Annotated in this window: 16 protein-coding genes and 1 tRNA gene; 8 read left to right on the top strand and 9 right to left on the bottom strand. The window is 66.8% G+C overall.

The features are described 5' to 3' along the window. Nucleotides 1-5: 5 nt before the first annotated feature. Together GVY41_RS10980 and GVY41_RS10985 are read left to right on the top strand one after the other, a co-directional pair. Nucleotides 6-1,706 carry a beta-1,6-N-acetylglucosaminyltransferase gene (locus GVY41_RS10980; protein ID WP_161346363.1) on the top strand — a complete coding sequence of 567 codons (1,701 nt, stop codon included), beginning with the start codon at nt 6-8 and terminating at the stop codon, nt 1,704-1,706. Nucleotides 1,707-1,719: 13 nt separating this feature from the next. Beyond that, nucleotides 1,720-3,129 (top strand): sulfotransferase family 2 domain-containing protein, encoded by a 1,410-nt coding sequence (locus GVY41_RS10985; RefSeq protein WP_161346365.1) that lies wholly within the window; start codon nt 1,720-1,722, stop codon nt 3,127-3,129. A 27-nt stretch (nt 3,130-3,156) separates the two neighbouring features. Here the strand turns inward: GVY41_RS10985 and GVY41_RS10990 are convergent, their stop codons facing one another. The 9 genes from GVY41_RS10990 to GVY41_RS11030 all read right to left on the bottom strand — a co-directional run bounded on the left by GVY41_RS10990 (nt 3,157) and on the right by GVY41_RS11030 (nt 9,327). Next, a complete protein-coding gene (locus GVY41_RS10990; protein WP_161346629.1) occupies nt 3,157-3,621 on the bottom strand; it encodes a PTS sugar transporter subunit IIA in 465 nt (154 codons plus the stop codon). 35 nt (nt 3,622-3,656) lie between these two features. Further along, a complete protein-coding gene (gene hpf / locus GVY41_RS10995) occupies nt 3,657-4,238 on the bottom strand; it encodes a ribosome hibernation-promoting factor, HPF/YfiA family (protein WP_161346367.1) in 582 nt (193 codons plus the stop codon). Between the two features lie 63 nt (nt 4,239-4,301). Continuing rightward, nucleotides 4,302-5,594, bottom strand: a complete 1,293-nt coding sequence (locus tag GVY41_RS11000; protein WP_161346369.1) for an RNA polymerase factor sigma-54 — start codon at nt 5,592-5,594, stop codon at nt 4,302-4,304. 9 nt (nt 5,595-5,603) lie between these two features. After that, entirely contained in the window at nt 5,604-6,365 is a 762-nt protein-coding gene (gene lptB / locus GVY41_RS11005; protein WP_161346371.1) for an LPS export ABC transporter ATP-binding protein, read from the bottom strand. Further along, nucleotides 6,365-6,886 carry a lipopolysaccharide transport periplasmic protein LptA gene (lptA, locus tag GVY41_RS11010; protein ID WP_161346373.1) on the bottom strand — a complete coding sequence of 174 codons (522 nt, stop codon included), beginning with the start codon at nt 6,884-6,886 and terminating at the stop codon, nt 6,365-6,367. Before lptA ends, lptB begins: the two co-directional genes overlap by 1 nt. 46 nt (nt 6,887-6,932) lie before the next feature. Next, complete coding sequence (gene lptC / locus GVY41_RS11015) at nt 6,933-7,532, bottom strand: LPS export ABC transporter periplasmic protein LptC (protein WP_161346375.1); 600 nt, start codon at nt 7,530-7,532, stop codon at nt 6,933-6,935. Nucleotides 7,533-7,535: 3 nt separating this feature from the next. Further along, complete coding sequence (locus GVY41_RS11020) at nt 7,536-8,501, bottom strand: KpsF/GutQ family sugar-phosphate isomerase (protein WP_161346377.1); 966 nt, start codon at nt 8,499-8,501, stop codon at nt 7,536-7,538. Continuing rightward, on the bottom strand, nt 8,498-9,115 hold the full coding sequence (locus GVY41_RS11025) for a ribonuclease D (protein WP_161346380.1): 618 nt from the start codon (nt 9,113-9,115) through the stop codon (nt 8,498-8,500). Before GVY41_RS11025 ends, GVY41_RS11020 begins: the two co-directional genes overlap by 4 nt. A 127-nt stretch (nt 9,116-9,242) precedes the next feature. After that, nucleotides 9,243-9,327, bottom strand: a tRNA-Leu gene (locus GVY41_RS11030). A 194-nt stretch (nt 9,328-9,521) separates the two neighbouring features. Between GVY41_RS11030 and GVY41_RS11035 the strand changes: the two genes are divergently transcribed. The 6 genes from GVY41_RS11035 (at nt 9,522) to gltB (ending at nt 18,897) form a co-directional block, all read left to right on the top strand. Beyond that, complete coding sequence (locus GVY41_RS11035) at nt 9,522-10,505, top strand: complex I NDUFA9 subunit family protein (protein ID WP_161346382.1); 984 nt, start codon at nt 9,522-9,524, stop codon at nt 10,503-10,505. A gap of 113 nt (nt 10,506-10,618) precedes the next feature. After that, complete coding sequence (locus GVY41_RS11040; RefSeq protein WP_161346384.1) at nt 10,619-11,425, top strand: undecaprenyl-diphosphate phosphatase; 807 nt, start codon at nt 10,619-10,621, stop codon at nt 11,423-11,425. Nucleotides 11,426-11,585: 160 nt separating this feature from the next. Beyond that, nucleotides 11,586-13,025: an NAD(P)-dependent oxidoreductase gene (locus GVY41_RS11045; protein ID WP_161346385.1), complete on the top strand. Its 1,440-nt coding sequence runs from the start codon at nt 11,586-11,588 to the stop codon at nt 13,023-13,025. A gap of 171 nt (nt 13,026-13,196) precedes the next feature. Continuing rightward, nucleotides 13,197-13,922, top strand: a complete 726-nt coding sequence (locus tag GVY41_RS11050; RefSeq protein WP_161346387.1) for a hypothetical protein — start codon at nt 13,197-13,199, stop codon at nt 13,920-13,922. Beyond that, a complete protein-coding gene (locus GVY41_RS11055) occupies nt 13,915-14,355 on the top strand; it encodes a GFA family protein (RefSeq protein WP_161346389.1) in 441 nt (146 codons plus the stop codon). The genes GVY41_RS11050 and GVY41_RS11055 overlap by 8 nt, the downstream gene beginning before the upstream one ends. Before the next feature lie 3 nt (nt 14,356-14,358). Continuing rightward, a complete protein-coding gene (gene gltB, locus GVY41_RS11060) occupies nt 14,359-18,897 on the top strand; it encodes a glutamate synthase large subunit (protein ID WP_161346391.1) in 4,539 nt (1,512 codons plus the stop codon). The last annotated feature ends 384 nt before the right edge of the window (nt 18,898-19,281 follow it).

Raw genomic sequence — 19,281 nt, forward strand, 5'->3', positions numbered from 1 at the left:
GGGCGGTGACGGTCGGCTTTGTGATGCTGTGCCATACCGCGCTGGACCGCGCCGCGCAGGTGGCGCGATTCTGGGCCGATGGTGGCTGCCCGGTGGTGATCCATGTCGATGCGCGGGTGTCGCCGCATGACTTTGGCGCCTTCCGCCGGATGCTGGCCGATATCGAGACCGTCAGCTTCTCGCGCCGCTACAAATGCGAATGGGGCACCTGGTCGCTGGTGGCGGCGACGCAGGCGGCATCGGAGCAGATGCTGGAACGGCACGCCGAGGTGCGCCATGTCTATCTTGCCTCGGGCTCGTGCCTGCCGCTGCGGCCGGTGCAGGAACTGGTGGAATATCTCGATGCGCGCCCCAAGACCGACTTCATCGAGAGTGTGACCACGTCGGATGTGGGTTGGACGGTGGGCGGGCTGAACACCGAGCGTTTCACCCTGCGCTTTCCGTTTTCGTGGAAGAAGCAGCGGTTGCTGTTCGACAAATATGTCGATCTGCAGCGGCGGGTGAAATATCGGCGCAGCGTGCCCAAGGGGCTGGTGCCGCATCTGGGCAGCCAGTGGTGGTGCCTGACGCGGCAGACGCTGTCCTGCATCCTGCAAGACCCGGACCGGGCGCTGCATGACCGCTATTTCCGGCGGGTGTGGATCCCGGATGAAAGCTACTTCCAGACGTTGACCCGCTCCTATTCCATCAATGTGGAAAGTCGCTCGCTGACGCTGTCGAAGTTCGATTTTCAGGGCAAGCCGCATATCTTCTATGACGATCACCTGCAGTTGCTGCGCCGGTCGGATTGCTTCATCGCACGGAAGATCTGGCCCAAGGCGGACCGGCTGTATCGCACCTTCCTGGAGGGAAGCGCCGCCGGGCAGATGCGGGCCGAGCCGCAGCCCGGCAAGATCGACCGGCTGTTTTCCAAGGCGGTGGAGCGGCGGACGCGTGGGCGGGCGGGGCTCTACATGCAGGCGCGCTTTCCGCGGCAGGACCATGAGAATGGCAAGACCAGCGCCCCCTATTCGGTGTTCCAGGGCTTTTCCGACCTGTTCGAGAATTTCGAGCTGTGGCTGACCAAGGCGGTTGGCGGCGGGCGGGCGCATGGGCATCTGTTCGCGCCGGGCCGGGTGGAGTTTGCTGGCGGCGAGACGGTGTTCAATGGCGCGCTGACCGATTCCGCGGTGCTGCGCGATTACAACCCGCGGGCCTTCCTGACCAACCTGATCTGGAACACCCGGGGCGAGCGGCAATGCTTCCAGTTCAGCCCGCGCGACAACCAGGCGATCAACTGGTTCACCGCGACCGATCCCAATGCGCAGATCAGCGTGATCTCGGGCGCGTGGTCGGTGCCGCTGTTCCGGTCCAACGCCAATTTCGCCGATATCCGGGCCGAGGCGGCGCGGCTGCAGCGGATCGAGACCGAGCATCTGGAGATTCTGCGGTCGATGTATGTGAAGGCCCGAGTGCGGGTCTGGACGATGGCGGATTTCATCGAGAACCCGATGGAGCCCCTGCAGACCATCATCGACGAGATCAGCCCCCGCGCGACGCGTCGGCTGAGCGAGGCGCCGCGGATGGCGGACCTCACCGGCTTTGGCCGGTTCTTGCAGAACCTCAAGAATCAGGGGATGCAGCCCATGCTGATGGGCGAATTCCCCGTGGGCAGCGATCCGCGCAACGCCGCCCACCGCGGCCAGCGCCCCTATCTGGTGCAATGACCGGGAGCGCCCCATGAGCCGCCGTTTCGACATGTTCGTGATCTTCGCCGAGATGCGCACCGGCTCCAACCTGCTGGAGGCGAGCCTGAACGGCGTGCCGGGGCTGACCTGCCATGGCGAGGCGTTCAATCCGCATTTCATGGGTCACCCCAAGACCGACAGCCTGCTGGGGGTTACTCTGGCCAAGCGGGCCGAGGATCCGGCCGCGCTGCTGGCGGCGATGCGGGCAGCGCCGGGGCTGAACGGGTTCCGGTTCTTCCACGACCACGACCCGCGTGTGCTGGACGAGGTGCTGGACGACCCGCGCTGCGCCAAGGTGATCCTGACCCGCAACCCGGTGGAAAGCTATGTCTCGCTGCAGATCGCGCGGCAGACCGGGCAGTGGAAGCTGGGCGATGCACGGCACCAGAAAACCTCGCAGGTGCTGTTCGATGCCGAGGAGTTCACGGGCCATCTGGCGGGGCTGCAGGAGTTTCAGCTGCAGCTGCTGCGGGCGTTGCAGGTCGGGGGGCAGACGGCCTTTTATGTGGATTACGAGGATATCCAGGACGTTGCGGTGCTGAGCGGCCTCGCGCGCTTTCTGGGAGCCGAGGGCGGGGTGCAGGGGCTGGCGACCAGCCTCGTGAAGCAGAACCCCGAACCGCTGGAGAGCAAGGTTGCGAATTTCGGGGCGATGGAGGCGGCGCTGGCGCGGCTCGACCGCTTCAACCTGACCCGCACCCCGAATTTCGAACCGCGGCGGGGGCCGGCGGTGCCGAGCTTCGTGGCGGCGGCGCGGGCACCGCTGCTGTTCATGCCGATCAAGGCCGGGCCGGTGGCACAGGTGCGCGGCTGGCTCGCCTCGCTGGACGAAGGGGCGCTGCAGGAGGAGTTTACGCAAAAGTCGCTGCGCCAGTGGCTGCGCGGCCACCCGGGGCATCGCAGCTTCACCGTGCTGCGCCATCCGGTGGCGCGGGCCCATGCGGCGTTCTGCGACCATATCCTGAACGGCCAATATGCCGAGGTGCGCGAGGTGCTGCGCAAGACCTACAAGCTGCCGCTGCCGCCAGTAGCGAAGGTAGCGAAGATGGACCTCGAGGCGCACCGCGCGGCCTTTGCCGGCTTCGCGCGGTTCCTGAAGGGGCATCTGGCCGGGCAGACCAGCGTTCGCATCGACGCGGCCTGGGCCAGCCAGGCGGCGGTGCTGCAGGGGTTTGCGCAGTTTGCCATGCCCGACCTGATCGCGCGCGAGGACCGGCTGGCCGAGGATCTGGGGCATCTGGCCGAGGCGGTCGGGCGGCCTGCGCCGGCGTTGCCCGCGCCGGTAGCGCAGACTGCGCCGTTCGCGCTGGCAGAGGTCATGACCGAAGAGATCGAGGCGCTGCTGCGCGAAGCCTATCAGCGCGACTATGTGGCCTTCGGCTTCGGGGGCTGGTCTGCGTAAAGGCAGGCGGCTCACGCCGCCTGAGCCTCAGGCCGCCTGAGTCCCGCGCACCTCTGTCAGCACGGCATGCAGGGTCGCCGGATCGCTGTTGGCGCGCAGCTTGGCGCAGGTCGAGGCGTCGCGCATGGTGCGCGACACCAGTGCCAGCGCCTTCAGGTGATCGACGCCAGAGCTTTTCGGCGCGAAGAGCGCGAAGACCAGATCCACCGGCTGCCGGTCCACCGCATCGAAATCCATCGGCTTGTCGAGCCGGATGAACACGCCCACCACCCGGTCGAGCCCGTGCAGGCGCGCATGGGGCAGCGCGACGCCATGGCCCACACCAGTTGGGCCAAGACTTTCGCGTTCCTGCAGCGCATCGACGGTGTCTGCGGTCTGCAAGCCATAGACAGAATGGGCGATGTCGCCCAGATCCTGAAACAGGCGCTTCTTGGACGTGGCGTGGCCGAATGCCTTTACGGCATTCGGTTTCAGCAGTTGAGAAAGTTCCATCTGACCTGACTGTTCCACGCCCCGTCCTCGGGCGCCTATCTGCTGTGGGCTGGATCGATCCAGCCGATATTCCCGTCATCGCGGCGATGGACGACATTGACGCCGCCGCTCTTTTCGTTCCGGAACACAAGAAGCGGCGCGTGCGACAGTTCCATCTGCATCACCGCCTCACCGACAGAGAGGGTGGGGACCTGCATCTCCATCTCGGCAATGATCATGGGCTGCAGCGAATCCGGCTCGAGCTCCTCGGTGTCTGTTCCATCTGTTCCGGCGAGGATATACGAGGGCGCACCGGCGAATTCAACCGGGTCCACCCGGTCGCGGTGGTGGTCCTTCAGGCGGCGCTTGTAGCGGCGCAGCTGCTTGTCCATCTTTTCGCGGCAGGCCTCGAAGGCCGGGTAGATTTCAGAGGCGCGGCCGGTGGCCGAGGCGGTCAGGCCGGTGGACAGGTGCACCGTGGCCTCGCAGATATGCTCATAGGCAGCGCGCGAGAACACGACGGTCGCATCGGTGGGGCGACCGGCGTATTTCTCGAATGTTTCGCCCAGCTCGGATTTGACATGGGTTTGCAGGGCATCGCCCACATCCATTCCCTTGCCACTGATCTGATAGCGCATGACTCCTCCTTCAGGTGTGTGCACCGGACGATTCAGGTTGGCTCCTGAATGCTTTCGGCGCGGTTAGTATCGGGGCGGGTTCATCGCGGAACTGTTTGCGGATCGGTCCATGATGACCTTCCGGCGCCGACGCTCGAACGATGAAGCGATACGCATGCATGTCCGATATTTGGCGACAGTCCGGCGTGCGATGTCAACGCCCTCCTTTTGGAGTTGTGTGCAGATCGCGTCATCGGCAAGGGGGGCATCGGGCGGCTCGGCGGCAATCAGCGCGCGGATTCGGCGCTGGATCTGGTGGGCCGAGACGGCGCCGTCCCGTCCCGGCAGCCCGTGCGAGAAGAAGCCTTCGATGGAAAGCGTGCGCCCGAAGGCCGACAGCGCCTTGCCGGAAATGGCGCGGCCGAGGGTGGCCGGGTGCATGGCAAGCGCGGCCGCCGCCTCGGCGCGGGTCATCGGCAGCAGCGGGCTATCGCCGGCAGAGGCGAAATGGCGCGCCTGATGTGTCACCAGATACGTGCCGATGCGCAGGAGGGTGGCGCCCCGCGCCTTGAGCGCCGCGACAAGGAAGCCGGCTTCGGACTGGGCCCGGGCGAGGTCGGCGGAGGCGCCGGCCATCCGCCCCGCGACGGTGACGGTGGGCAGGGCATCGGGGTTCAGGCGCACCAGCGGGCTGCCATCGGGGCCGGGCTCGACGATCAACTCGGCCAGCAGCGGCAGGGTGGGCGTCGAGTCGGGCAGGTCGGGCGCGGGGCGCAGCGTCGGCAGAAGGGCGGCGATCTGGGCCAGTTGGTCGGCCGGCAGGCCAAGGGCGCGGGCCAGGCGCTGCCAGCGGCCCTCGGCGAAGGCTTCCAGGTGGGCACAGATGGCGCGGGCAAGGGCGGGGGCATGGCCCTGCGCCTGCAGTTGCAGCGCCAGGCATTCGGGCAGATCGCGGGCGCCGATGCCGGGCGGGTCGCAAGCCTGCAGTGCCTGCAGCGCCCTGTCCAGCAAAACCGGGGGGGCGCCGGTCTCGGCCGCGATCTCGTCCAGTGTGGCGTCGAGATAGCCGTCCTCGCGCAGTTCGGCGACCAGCATCAGTGCCGCGGCCCGCACCTCTGGCGCAAGGCGCTGCGTGGAGAGCTGGCTTTGGAGCGACTGGAACAGCGAGGGTTGTGCGGCGGGCAGGTCCAGCAGCCAATCGCCGCGGCAGGGCTCGGCAGGGCGATGCTCGATGAACGGGTTCTCGGCGGCGAGGCGGGCGATTTCCTCGTGCAGATCCAGCGCCGGCAGCCGCAGGATCGCCAGCGATTGCCGCATCCCCGGCGTCAGCGCGAGCCGCTGCCGGGTGGACAGGCGCAGGCCCGGCGTCATCGACATGTGCGGCCCCTACGAGATGCGGAAACTTTGCCCCAGATAGACCCGGCGGACGTTTTCATCGCGGACCACCTCATCGGCGGTGCCGCTCATCAGCACCTTGCCGTCATGCAGGATATACGCCCGGTCGACGATCTCCAGCGTTTCCCGCACGTTGTGGTCGGTGATCAGCACACCGATGCCGCGGGATTTCAGGTCATGCACCAGGCTGCGGATCTCGCCCACGGCGATCGGGTCCACCCCGGCGAAGGGCTCGTCCAGCAGCAGGTATTTCGGGTCGGCGGCGAGGCAGCGTGCAATCTCCACCCGCCGCCGCTCCCCGCCCGAGAGCGACAGCGCGGGCGCGCGGCGCAGGTGGGTGATGGAAAACTCGCTGAGCAGGTCTTCCAGCCGTTCGCGGCGCTTGTGGCTGTCGGAAATGCGAATCTCCAGCACGGCAAGGATGTTGTCTTCGACCGACAGGCCGCGGAAGATGCTGACCTCTTGCGGCAGATAGCCGATGCCCAGCCGGGCGCGGCGATACATCGGCAGGCCGGTCACGTCGCGCCCGTCGATCATCACCTGCCCGCCTTCGGGGGTGATGAGGCCGGCGATGTTGTAGAAACAGGTGGTCTTGCCCGACCCGTTCGGCCCCAGCAGCGCCACCACCTCGCCGCGCCGAAGCTCCAGCGACACATCGCGGATCACCAGCCGGCGCTTGTAGCTTTTGCGCAGGTTGACGACGCGCAGGCCCGCGCTGCCTTCCGCCACGGTCAGGTCGGGCGCGGGGGTCATCAGTTGCCCCCTGCGGTGCCGGTCTGTAGCACGGTTTTCACCCGGCCATCCATTCGCCCGGCGCCGGTATCAAGGTCGATGGTCAGGGTCTGGCCGGAAACGGAGTTACCGCCCTGGGTCAGCAGCACATCGCCGGTCATCACCAGATCGCCCGATTGCGGGGAATAGACCGCCTCCGCCGCCTCTGCCGCCTCGGTCGCCGTGGCCAGCGTCACGCCGCCGGTGGCGGTCATGCTGTCGATGGTGCCGGTGTCGGGGGTGCCATCCGCGGCCTTGGCATAGGCGACGCGCACCTCTGCCGCGGCGAGGCGCATGGTGCCCTGCACGATCAGAACATTGCCGGTGAAGACCGCACTGCCGGCGGCCTGATCGACCTGCAGCGAATCCGCCGTGACCTCGACCGGGGCGCCGGTATCCTGCTGCAGGCCCGAGACGGTGAGGTTGGTGCCCTGTGCAAACGCAGGCGCAAGTCCGGCGGCGAGGGCGAGCGAGGCCAGGGTCAGGCGGAGGGTCAGTGCCATGTCGCGACTCAATTCCTTGGCCTCGGAGGAGGCGTCAAATGGATGCTCAATTCCTGGGCTCGTATACCAGCTTCACGCCGCCATTGAAAACCAAGACGTAATCACCGTCCTGCGAGGTCAGCTGCATCGCGCCGGCATCGATTCGCCCCATCGGGGCGGTCGCCACCACCGCACCGGGCGAGGTGAGGAGGGTCTGGTCCAGCGCCGCGGTCAGTGCGCCGGTGGTGATGGCATAGCCGCTGGAGGCGGCAATCCGCACATCCCCGGTCAGCGTCAGCAGGCCGGCGGCGGTGTCTAGCTGGCCATCGCTGGCGGCAATGTCGGTCGTCACCCCATCGGGCGTCTCCAGCCGAGCGGTCAGCGCCGTGGCGCTGGCCTGACCGGCCCCGCCGACATCGGGGCGCGCCACCTCGGCGGTGACGCTGAGCGCGGCGCCGTCGAGCGTGACACCGGCATAGCGCGGGGCGGTCAGGCGCGGCTCGCGGGCCAGTTCTTCGACATCGACCTCGGAATAGGGCAGCGCATCCTCGGGCGCGATGCCGCGCGACACCAGGAACAGCGTCGACAGCAGCGCAAGCGCCGCCAATGGCAATATCACCTTGAGCCAGGCCACCAGCCGCGAGTGGATATTGTCATGTGTCGCCATCGGTCACACGACCCCGGCGCGCAGGCAATCATGGATGTGCAGGATTCCCAGCGGGCGGCCGTCGCCGGAGGGGTCCACCGCGAACAGGCAGGTGATCTTGCGGTCGTTCATGGCCGCCACGGCAGCCTCGGCCAGAGACCCTGGGTCGATGGTGCGGGGGGCGGCGGTCATCACCTCGGCGGCGCTGCGGGACAGAAGCCCCTCCATATGCCGCCGAAGGTCACCGTCGGTGATGATGCCAGCGAGGCGCCCCGCGTCATCGGTCACGCCGACGACGCCGAAGCCCTTCTGGCTGATCGCCAGCAGCGCATCGCCCATGGCCGTGTCCAGTGTCACCAGCGGCATGTCACGGTGCATGAGGTCCGCGACGCGGCTGAGCCGCGCGCCCAGCTTGCCGCCCGGGTGGTAGGTGCGGAAATCCTCGGGCGTGAACTGCCGGTGTTCCATCAGCGCGACGGCCAGCGCATCGCCGAGCGCCAGAGTCATCGTGGTAGAGGTGGTGGGCACGACGCCGGTGCCGCAAGCCTCTTCCGCGCGTGGCAGCAGGATCGCCACATCGGATTGACGCAGCAGGGTGGAGCCCTCGCGGCTGGCCACGCCGATCAGCGGGATCGAGAAGCGGCGGGTATGGGCGATGATATCGGCCAGTTCCGGCGTTTCGCCGGAATTGGACAGGACCAGCGCCACATCCGCGGGCGTGACCATGCCCAGATCGCCATGGCTCGCCTCGGCCGGATGCACGAACTGCGCCGGGGTGCCGGTGCTGGCGAAAGTCGCGGCGATCTTGCGCCCGACATGGCCGGACTTGCCCATGCCCGACACGATCACCCGCCCGCGGGCCTTCAGGATGATCTCCACCGCCGCGGCGAATGTGTCATCCAGCGAGGCGGTCAGCAGATCCAGCGCCCGCGCCTCGATCTCGATGACGCGGCGGCCGGTCTCCAGCAGGGTGGCGCGATCGGGTGTCATGAGTGGTTGAAGATGTCGACGGTTTCATCCCAGCCCAGCAGGTCGAGATATGCCCGTGTCGGCAGGAAGTCGAAGCAGGCCTGCGCCAGTTCGGTGCGCCCCTCGCGCTCCAGCCGCGCCGAAAGCTCCTCCATCAGGCGGTGCAGGTACAGGACGTCGGAGGCCGCATATTCCTTCTGCGCATCGGTCAGTTCGGCCGCGCCCCAGTCGGAGGTTTGCTGCTGCTTGGACACATCGATGCCGACCAGCTCCTGCAGCAGGTATTTCAGCCCGTGCCGGTCGGTGAAGGTGCGGATCATCCGCGAGGCGATCTTGGTGCACCAGACCGGCGCGGTGACGGTGCCGAAGGCCTGTTGCAGCGCCGCAATGTCGAAACGGCCGAAGTGGAACAGCTTCAGCACCGCCGGATCGGCCAGCATCCGCTGCAGATTGGGCGCGCTGGTCTGGCCGCGGGCGATCTGCACCAGATGCGCATCGCCATCCCCCGAGGACATCTGCACCAGGCAGAGCCGGTCACGCCGGGGATCGAGGCCCATGGTTTCGGTGTCGATGGCCACCACGGGGCCAAGGTCCAGCCCGTCGGGCAGGTCGTTCTTGTAGAAATGGATTGCCAATTGCCGGTCCGCCTTTTGGTTCGGCGTTGATATAGTCCTTTGGCGGAGCCGATGCTACTGTGGCTTGACGCCGGCGGCGGAAACGCAAAACGCCCCGAAGCGCGAGGCTTCGGGGCGTTTTGAACGATGGTGCCCAGGAGAGGACTCGAACCTCCACGCCTTGCGGCACACGGACCTGAACCGTGCGCGTCTACCAATTCCGCCACCTGGGCCGGTGTCGTGGAGCGGGGATTTACAGAGGGGCACCGGCACTGTCAACGGCCCATTTTGCGATTTCTTCCGGGGGCTTCGTCCGGGCCTTGCGGGGCAGGGTCCGGCGGCGGGTGGGCTGCGCTGCATTGCGCCTTGTCCGGTGCCGGTCTTGGCGCTAATCAGGGGCCATTCAAGGAACAAAAGGGTTTCGCCCATGTCCAGGCTGGTCACGATCTATGGCGGTTCGGGGTTTGTGGGGCGCTACATCGCCCGCAGGATGGCCAAGGAGGGCTGGCTGGTGCGCGTTGCCGTGCGCCGCCCGAACGAGGCGATGTTCGTGCGGACCTATGGCGCTGTCGGGCAGGTGGAGCCGGTGCTGTGCAACGTGCGCGACGATGCGTCGGTGCGCGCGGCGATGGCGGGGGCGGAGGCGGTGGTGAACTGCGTCGGCATCCTGGGGCGCCGCGGCAAGAACACCTTCGATGCGGTGCAGGCCGAGGGCGCGGCGCGGATTGCGCGGATCGCGGCTGAAACGGGCGTGGCGCGGCTGGTGCAGATCTCTGCCATCGGCGCGGATGCCGGGTCGGGCAGCGATTATGCCCGCACCAAGGCGGCCGGCGAGGCTGCCGTGCTTGAGGCGTTTCCGGGCGCGGTGATCCTGCGCCCCTCGATCATCTTCGGGACCGAGGATCAGTTCTTCAACCGCTTTGCCGGCATGACCCGCATGGGCCCGATCCTGCCGGTGGTGGGCGCGGAGACGAAATTCCAGCCGGTGTTCGTCGACGATGTGGCCCAGGCCGCGGTCAAGGGCGTGCTGGGCCAGGCCGCGCCGGGGATCTACGAGCTGGGCGGGCCGGATGTCTGCAGCTTCCGCGAGTTGATGGCGGCGATGCTGAAGGTGATCCATCGCCGGCGGCTGGTGCTCAACGTGCCGTTCTTCGCGGCGCGGATGATGGGCTGGGGCTTTGACATGATGCAGACCCTGACAGGGGGCCTCGTGTCGAACACGTTGCTGACCCGCGATCAGGTGCGCAACCTCGCGGCCGACAATGTGGTGGCGCCGGGGGCCAAGGGGCTGGCGGATCTGGGGATTGCAGCGACGCCGTTCAGCGCGGTGCTGCCCGATTACCTGTGGCGCTTCCGTCCCTCGGGGCAATACGACGCGATCAAGGCTTCGGCCAAGAACCTGCGGGCGTGATCTTGCCGTCCTGCGCCCGCCTGGGTGCAGGAGCGGGTCGACAAGCGGCCGGGCCTGCGCCATGCTGCGCCGCGGCGTAAAGCCACGGGACAGGACAGCAAGAGGCGGGACGGATGGACGGCAATACAACGCTGGTAGCGGCTTTTCTTGGGCTGCTTGAAGGGCTGACCGAGTTTATCCCGGTGTCCTCGACGGGCCATCTGCTGCTGGCGGGGCACTTTCTGGGCTTCGAAAGCGCGGGCAAATCCTTCGAGGTGGTGATTCAACTGGGCGCCGTTCTGGCGGTGCTTGGGGTCTATTCGGCGCGGCTTTGGGCGGTCTTTTCCACTGCAGGGCATGATCCGGACTCGCGGCGGTTCATCCTTGCGATCCTGCTGGCGTTCTTGCCGGCGGTGTTCATTGGCGTCATGGCGCATGGCTTCATCAAGGAGGTCTTGTTCGAGACGCCGAAGCTGATCGCCATCATGCTGATTCTGGGCGGGATCATCCTGCTGGTGGTGGACCGCTTGCCGCTGGTGGCGAAGCATCATGAGGCGGAGCAGTTCCCGCTGGGCATGGCTGTGGCCATCGGGTTCATCCAGTGTCTTGCGATGATTCCCGGCGTCTCCCGGTCGGGCGCGACGATCGTGGGGGCGCTGGCGCTGGGCGCGTCGAAGCGGGCGGCGGCGGAGTTCTCCTTCTTCCTGTCGATGCCGACGATGGCGGGCGCCTTTGCCTATGATTTGTTCCAGAACCGAGATGTGCTTGATTCTTCGGCAATGGGTGTGATTGCGGTGGGATTCGTCATGGCGTTCCTGTCGGCGATCCTCGTGGTGCGCTGGCTGCTGGGCTATGTCTCCAAGCACGGGTTTGCGCTGTTCGGGTGGTGGCGAATCATCGTCGGCGCGGTGGCTTTGACCGCTTTGCAGATGGGTTTCTGACCGATAGGTAAAAGATGCTGACCCATTTTTGGGTCGGCGACACCTTCGACTGGCCCCTGCACCCAAAAAATCGACATATTAGGTAAACCGTACTGACTTTTATTTTGGTTTGACCCATTGTAGCAATGCGCGACCCGCAGAAACCAGGGAGGCGCAGCCAGTGGCCAAGCAACGCATGCTCCAGTTCGTGACCGTCGCGCGCGAGACGCCCGAGAAGCGTGACGCCAGTGTCCGCGCACAGGATTTCAACGAGATTTACCGCGAGTTCGCGATTCCGAAGGCGGAAGAGCAGGCCGGGCGCTGCAGCCAGTGCGGCGTGCCCTATTGCCAGAGCCATTGCCCGCTGCACAACAACATCCCCGACTGGCTGCGGCTGACCGCCGAGGGCCGGTTGCAGGAAGCCTATGAGATTGCCCAATCCACCAACACCTTCCCCGAGATCTGCGGCCGCATCTGCCCGCAGGACCGGCTGTGCGAAGGCAATTGCGTGATCGAGCAATCGGGCCATGGCACCGTGACCATCGGGTCGGTCGAGAAGTTCGTGACCGACACCGCCTGGGACATGGGCTGGGTCAAGCCGATCCGCCCGCATGCCGAGCGCACCGAAAGCGTCGGCATCATTGGCGCGGGGCCGGGGGGGCTGGCGGCCGCCGACTTCCTGCGCCGCAAGGGGGTGCAGGTCACGGTCTATGACCGCTATGACCGCGCCGGCGGGCTGATGACCTATGGCATCCCCGGCTTCAAGCTGGAGAAGGATGTGGTGATGAACCGCATCAAGCAGCTGGAAGATGGCGGCGTGCAGTTCGTGCTGAACTGCACCGTGGGCGAGGATCTGAGCTTTGACGCGATCCGCGGCAAACATGATGCGGTGGTCATTGCCACCGGCGTCTACAAGACCCGCGATCTGATGGGGCCGGGGTCCGGCGCCGAGGGCATCGTGCGCGCCATCGACTATCTGACCGTATCGAACCGCAAGAGCTTTGGCGACGAGGTGCCGGAGTATGACAGCGGCGAGCTGAATGCCGAGGGCAAGCGCGTCGTGGTGATCGGCGGCGGCGATACCGCGATGGACTGCGTGCGCACCGCCATTCGGCAGGGCGCGGTGTCGGTCAAGTGCCTCTATCGGCGCGACCGGGCCAACATGCCGGGCAGCCAGCGCGAGGTGGCCAATGCCGAAGAAGAGGGCGTGGAGTTCGTCTGGCTGGCGGCGCCGAAGGGCTTTTCCGGCAGCACGGCCGTCGAGGGCGTGATGGTGCAACGGATGCGGCTGGGCGCGCCGGATGCGACCGGGCGGCAGAGCCCCGAGCTGATCGAGGGCGCCGATTACGTCGAGGATGCCGATCTGGTCATCAAGGCGCTGGGGTTCGAGCCCGAGGATATTCCGGGCCTGTGGAACGTGCCGGAGCTGGAAGTGACCCGCTGGGGCACGATCAAGGCCGATTTCCGCACCCATGCGACCAGCCTGCCGGGGGTCTATGCGGTGGGCGACATCGTGCGCGGCGCCAGCCTTGTGGTCTGGGCGATCCGCGACGGGCGCGAGGCGGCGGAAGCGATCCTGACCTATCTGGGCCAGCCGGCAACGGCGGTGGCGGCCGAGTAGGCCGCCTTAACGGACGTTACCGGGCCGCAGGGCCGGCCCGGTGGGACCAGCCGGAAGTCATACAGAACCCATGCATATGTCATATGTATAGCGGAACTGTCGGGAATAGGCCGGCCGGAATTCACCTGGGTTAATGGGGCAGCAGGGCTGACCCGCAGCAAGGGGCGCGAGATGGCACGCAAATGGACCGCAAGCCGGACTACCCTGACCGCCGCGGTGGCGGGGCTGATGCTGTGCGGCCCCGCCGCCGCGGCCACCTTCACCCCGCCGCAGGGCTGCACGCCGTCGATGACGGTGCAGATGCGCGGTTGCCTTGTGGCGCATTACTTCACCTGCGAGGGCGACGCGCCGGGGGATCAGTGGGACACGCTCTATGATGCCGACGGGCCGTTCTTCAGCGCCAAGGTGGATAGCGAGTTCCAGTGGATCGAAAGCTGGGAGTTTTCCCCGCCGCAGCGCACCGTGCTGGAGGAGCCGTCGCGGGACGCGGCCTCCTTCTCGGGCCTGCTGGAAACGGGCGAGGATACCTATGACTTCTCCACCCTGTCCGAGGACGGCTATCGCCGCAGCTATGTGGGCGTGGACCGGCTGACAGGCGAGAGTGCGGTCATCGACGGGATCGAGCTGGAAGTGACCGAGTTCGAGATCGAGGAAAAGACCGACACCGGCGAGGTGGTCGCACGCCGCTGGGGCAACCAGTATGTGCACCGCGACTGGCGGCTGTTCTTCTCTGGCCGCGAGACCTTCGAGAACCCGGAGGGCCGGTTGCCGACCGACAACACGCCGGTGGATTTCATCTTTCCGGGGGAGCCGGGATACCTGTCTACCGTGCCGCTGTTCGGCTGTGACGAGCTGATGTCGCAGACGGCCCCTGCGCTGGAGATGGATCATGGCTGATATCCGCAGCGGACATTGCCTGTGCGGCGCGGTTGCCTTCGAGGTGACCGACCCGGCGCAGGAACTGGGCGCCTGCCATTGCGGCATGTGCCGGCGCTGGACCGGGCTTGCGACGCTGTCGCTGGGGGTGCCGGCCGAGGCGCTGAAGATCATCAGCGGCAGGGAGGCGATCCGCGCCTACCGGTCCTCGGACTGGGCCGAGCGGGCGTTCTGCGGCACCTGCGGCTCGCCGCTGTGGTACCGGCTGACCACAGAGGGCGATGCGGCGGAATACTACCTTGCCGCCGGATTGCTGGACGATCTGTCCGGGATGCGGCTGGAGCATGAGATCTATATCGACCGCAAGCCCGACGCCTATGCCTTCGTCGGCCCGACCCATCAGATGACCGAGGCAGAGTTTCTGGCCTCGCTTCCGCCCAACCCAGAGGAGTGAAAAATGACCGAGTACAATGAAGCCTGGGTGCGCGAAGAAGAGACCAAGCGCAAATGGATGGCCGAGAACAGCCTGTACCGCGAGGAGGACGAGCATGCCTCCTGCGGGGTGGGTCTGGTCGTGTCCATCGACGGGGTTCCCAGCCGCAAGGTGGTGCAGAACGGCATCGACGCGCTGAGGGCGGTCTGGCACCGGGGCGCGGTGGATGCCGATGGCAAGACCGGCGACGGGGCGGGCATCCATGTGCAGATCCCGGTGCGGTTCTTCTATGACCAGGTGCGGCGCACCGGGCATGAGCCCGACATGGGCAAGCTGATCGCGGTGGGGCAGGTGTTCCTGCCGCGCACGGATTTTGGCGCGCAGGAGCGGTGCCGGACCATCGTGGAAACCGAAGTGCTGCGGATGGGCCACTACATCTATGGCTGGCGGCATGTGCCGGTGAACACCGATGTCCTGGGCGAGAAGGCGAACGCGACGCGGCCCGAGATCGAGCAGATCCTGATCCGCTGCGAGAAGGACATCGACGACGAGACCTTCGAGCGCGAGCTGTATGTGATCCGCCGGCGGATCGAGAAGGCGGCGGTGGCGGCGCAGATTGCGGGGCTGTACCTGTGCAGCCTGTCGTGCCGCAGCATCATCTACAAGGGCATGATGCTGGCCGAGGCGGTGAGCGTCTTCTACCCCGACCTGCAGGACGAGCGGTTCGAGAGCGCCTTTGCGATCTATCATCAGCGCTATTCGACCAACACCTTCCCGCAATGGTGGCTGGCGCAGCCGTTCCGGATGCTGGCCCATAACGGCGAGATCAACACGCTGAAGGGCAACCTCAACTGGATGCGCAGCCATGAGATCCGCATGGCCAGCAGCGCGTTCGGCGAGGCGGCCGAGGATATCAAGCCGATCGTGCCGGCCGGGTCTTCGGATTCGGCGGCGCTGGATGCGGTGTTCGAGGTGATGGTGCGCTCGGGCCGGTCGGCGCCGATGACCAAGACGATGCTGGTGCCCGAGGCGTGGAGCAAGACCACCGGCGAGATGCCGAAGGCCTGGCAGGACATGTATGCCTATTGCAACGCGGTGATGGAGCCCTGGGACGGGCCGGCCGCGCTGGCGATGACCGATGGCCGCTGGGTCTGCGGCGGGCTGGACCGGAACGGGCTGCGGCCGCTGCGCTATGTGGTGACGGGCGACGGGCTGCTGATCGCCGGGTCCGAGGCCGGGATGGTGCCGGTCGACGAGACGCGGGTGAAGGAAAAGGGCGCGCTGGGGCCGGGGCAGATGATTGCCGTCGATATGAAGGGCGGCAGGCTCTACCACGACCGCGAGATCAAGGACCGGCTTGCCGGCAGCCAGCCCTTCGGCGAGTGGATCGAGAAGGTCGTGGACCTGAACGCCCATCTGCGCCACATCCCCGAGACGCATCTGTTCGAGGGGGCCGAACTGCGCAAGCGCCAGATCGCCGCCGGCTATACGCTGGAGGAGCTGGAGCAGGTGCTGGCCCCGATGGCCGAGGACGGCAAGGAGATGATCGCCAGCATGGGCGACGATACGCCGGCAGCCGTGCTGTCGAGCGTCTATCGGCCGCTGTCGCATTTCTTCCGGCAGAACTTCAGCCAGGTGACGAACCCGCCCATCGACAGCCTGCGCGAAAGCCGGGTGATGAGCCTGAAGACGCGCTTTGGCAACCTGAAGAACGTGCTGGATGAGAACTCCAGCCAGACCGAGATCCTGGTGCTGGAAAGCCCGTTCATCGCCAATGCCGAGTTTGACGAGATGGTGCGCCAGTTCGCGGCCGGCGTCGCGTTCATCGACTGCACCTTTGCCAAGGGCGAGGGGCAGGAGGCGCTGCGCAACGGGCTGGAGCGGATCCGGGCCGAGGCCGAGGATGCCGTGCGGTCCGGCGCGGGCCACCTGGTGCTGACCGATCAGCATCAGAGCGAGACCCGCGTGGCGATGCCGATGATCCTGGCGACCAGCGCGGTGCATAGCTGGCTGACGCGCAAGGGGCTGCGGACGTTCTGCAGCGTCAACGTGCGCTCGGCCGAGTGCATCGACCCGCATTACTTTGCGGTGCTGATCGGCTGCGGCGCGACCACGGTGAACGCCTACCTTGCGCAGGACAGCATCGCCGACCGGCTGAGCCGCGGGCTGCTGGAGGGCAGCCTTGTCGATGCGACGCGCCGGTTCCGCGATGCGGTGGATGCCGGGCTGCTGAAGATCATGGCGAAGATGGGCATTTCCGTCATCTCGTCCTATCGCGGCGGGCTGAACTTCGAGGCGGTGGGGCTGAGCCGCGCCATCGTGGCAGAGTATTTCCCCGGGATGCACAGCCGCATTTCCGGCATCGGGTTGCACGGCATCCAGCACAAGGCCGAGGAGGTCCATGCCAAGGGCTGGCTGGGCGGCGCCGATGTGATGCCGGTGGGCGGCTTCTACAAGGCGCGCCGGTCGGGCGAGAAGCACGCCTGGGAAGCGCAGACGATGCACATGCTGCAGGCGGCCTGCGATCGGGCCAGCTATGACCTGTGGAAGCAGTATTCGGCCGCGATGCGGGCGAACCCGCCGATCCATCTGCGCGACCTGCTGGACATCAAGCCGCTGGCGAAGGCGGTGCCGATCGAGGAGGTGGAAAGCATCACCTCGATCCGCAAGCGCTTCGTGACGCCGGGGATGAGCCTTGGCGCCCTGGGGCCGGAGGCGCACAAGACGCTGAACGTGGCGATGAACCGGATCGGGGCGAAGTCCGACAGCGGCGAGGGCGGCGAGGATCCGGCGCATTTCGTGCCGGAGCCGAACGGCGACAACCCGAGCGCCAAGATCAAGCAGGTTGCCTCGGGGCGCTTCGGCGTGACGGCGGAATACCTGAACGCCTGCGAAGAGCTGGAAATCAAGGTGGCGCAGGGGGCCAAGCCCGGCGAGGGTGGCCAGTTGCCGGGGATGAAGGTCACGGCGCTGATCGCGCGGCTGCGCCATTCGACGCCGGGGGTGACGCTGATCAGCCCGCCCCCGCACCATGACATCTACTCCATCGAAGACCTTGCGCAGCTGATCTATGACCTCAAGCAGATCAACCCGCGGGCCAAGGTGACGGTGAAGCTGGTGTCGTCTTCGGGCGTCGGCACCATCGCGGCGGGGGTGGCGAAGGCCAAGGCCGATGTGATCCTGATCTCGGGCCACAATGGCGGCACCGGGGCCTCTCCGGGCACCAGCATCAAATATGCGGGGCTGCCGTGGGAAATGGGCCTGACCGAGGCGCATCAGGTTCTGGCGATGAACAAGCTGCGCGAGCGGATCACCCTGCGCACCGATGGCGGGCTGCGCACCGGGCGCGACATTGTCATCGCGGCGATGATGGGAGCCGAGGAATACGGCATCGGCACCGCGGCGCTGATCGCCATGGGCTGCATCATGGTGCGCCAGTGCCAGAGCAACACCTGCCCGGTGGGCGTGTGTACGCAGGACGAGGCGCTGCGCGCCAAGTTCACCGGCACCGCCGACAAGGTGGTGAACCTGATCACCTTCTATGCGCAGGAAGTGCGCGAGATCCTGGCAAGCATCGGGGCGCGCAGCCTTGACGAGGTGATCGGGCGGGCGGATCTGCTGACGCAGGTCAGCCGCGGCGCCGCGCATCTGGATGACCTCGACCTCAACCCGCTGCTGATCACCGTCGATGGCTGGGACAAGATCGTCTATGACCGCACCAAGCCGCGCACCTTCGTGCCCGATACGCTGGACGCGGAAATCGTCAAGGATGGTGCGCGGTTCTTCGAGGATGGCGAGAAGATGCAGCTGTCCTATGCGGTGCGCAACACGCACCGGACCATCGGCACCCGCGCGTCGAGCCACATCGTGCAGAACTTCGGGATGCGCAATGCGCTGCAGCCCGATCATCTGACGGTGAAGCTGTCGGGCAGCTGCGGGCAGTCGCTGGGGGCCTTTGCGGCACCGGGGCTGAAGATCGAGGTGATGGGCGATGCCAACGACTATGTCGGCAAGGGCCTGTCGGGCGGCACCATCGTGGTGCGTCCGCAGATGTCCTCGCCGCTGGTGGCGTCGGAAAACACCATCATCGGCAACACCGTGCTCTATGGTGCGACGGATGGCTACCTCTTCGCCGCGGGGCGGGCCGGGGAGCGGTTCGCGGTGCGCAACTCGGGCGCGAAGGTGGTGATCGAGGGCTGCGGCACCAACGGTTGTGAATACATGACCGGCGGGGTTGCGGTGATCCTGGGGACCGTCGGCGCGAACTTCGGCGCGGGGATGACCGGGGGCATGGCCTATGTCCACGATCCGCACGGGGTGGCCGAGGACATGATGAACCTTGAAAGCCTGGTGACCTGCGCCGTCAGCCACCCGCATTGGGAGGCGCAGCTGCGGGGGCTGGTGGAGCGGCACGCCAAGGAAACCGGCAGCCTGAAGGCGCTGGCGATCCTGACCAACTGGGCCGAGGAGCGGGCGAATTTCGTGCAGATCTGCCCGAGGGAGATGCTGAACCGGCTGTCACACCCGCTGTCGGACGAGCTGCAGGCGATGCCGGCGGAGTGAGGCGGTTGGTGTGACCGAAGGGGCCCTGCCGGGGACGGCGGGGCCTTTGCCTCGGCATCCGTCGACTTGGCGAAGGCCATCGCCTTCGCCACTCCCCGCCCTCTCCACCCACACCGGACGGGCCCCCAAAGGGCCCGGCCAGCGCCCGCCCTCCCGGCCCGGCCCGGCCACGGGCCGGGCGTTCTTCGCGGAAATCTTCCACTGGAAGATTTCTTTTCGCTCATCACCCCTTGGCGGGCGCTTCTCGCCCGCCAGGTCGGGCGCTGTCCTCAGCCGGTTTGGTGTTGCCAGCGGCTCCGGGAGGCATGTTCCGCACGGGCGGGGCGAGTCAGTGCCTCGCCTTATCCCGCCCGAACCGGGCGGTGCGAGGTTTACGGGGGGGGC

This window comes from Frigidibacter albus (assembly GCF_009908165.1).
GTDB classification, from domain to species: Bacteria; Pseudomonadota; Alphaproteobacteria; order Rhodobacterales; family Rhodobacteraceae; genus Frigidibacter; species Frigidibacter albus.

What these genes read in the sequence shown, in the direction of transcription:
- GVY41_RS10985 (WP_161346365.1), top strand. Translation starts at nt 1,720, where the DNA reads ATGAGCCGCCGTTTCGACATGTTCGTGATCTTCGCCGAGATGCGCACC.
- GVY41_RS10990 (WP_161346629.1), bottom strand. Translation starts at nt 3,621, where the DNA reads ATGGAACTTTCTCAACTGCTGAAACCGAATGCCGTAAAGGCATTCGGC.
- hpf (WP_161346367.1), bottom strand. Translation starts at nt 4,238, where the DNA reads ATGCGCTATCAGATCAGTGGCAAGGGAATGGATGTGGGCGATGCCCTG.
- GVY41_RS11000 (WP_161346369.1), bottom strand. Translation starts at nt 5,594, where the DNA reads ATGTCGATGACGCCGGGCCTGCGCCTGTCCACCCGGCAGCGGCTCGCG.
- lptB (WP_161346371.1), bottom strand. Translation starts at nt 6,365, where the DNA reads ATGACCCCCGCGCCCGACCTGACCGTGGCGGAAGGCAGCGCGGGCCTG.
- lptA (WP_161346373.1), bottom strand. Translation starts at nt 6,886, where the DNA reads ATGGCACTGACCCTCCGCCTGACCCTGGCCTCGCTCGCCCTCGCCGCC.
- lptC (WP_161346375.1), bottom strand. Translation starts at nt 7,532, where the DNA reads ATGGCGACACATGACAATATCCACTCGCGGCTGGTGGCCTGGCTCAAG.
- GVY41_RS11020 (WP_161346377.1), bottom strand. Translation starts at nt 8,501, where the DNA reads ATGACACCCGATCGCGCCACCCTGCTGGAGACCGGCCGCCGCGTCATC.
- GVY41_RS11035 (WP_161346382.1), top strand. Translation starts at nt 9,522, where the DNA reads ATGTCCAGGCTGGTCACGATCTATGGCGGTTCGGGGTTTGTGGGGCGC.
- GVY41_RS11040 (WP_161346384.1), top strand. Translation starts at nt 10,619, where the DNA reads ATGGACGGCAATACAACGCTGGTAGCGGCTTTTCTTGGGCTGCTTGAA.
- GVY41_RS11050 (WP_161346387.1), top strand. Translation starts at nt 13,197, where the DNA reads ATGGCACGCAAATGGACCGCAAGCCGGACTACCCTGACCGCCGCGGTG.
- GVY41_RS11055 (WP_161346389.1), top strand. Translation starts at nt 13,915, where the DNA reads ATGGCTGATATCCGCAGCGGACATTGCCTGTGCGGCGCGGTTGCCTTC.
- gltB (WP_161346391.1), top strand. Translation starts at nt 14,359, where the DNA reads ATGACCGAGTACAATGAAGCCTGGGTGCGCGAAGAAGAGACCAAGCGC.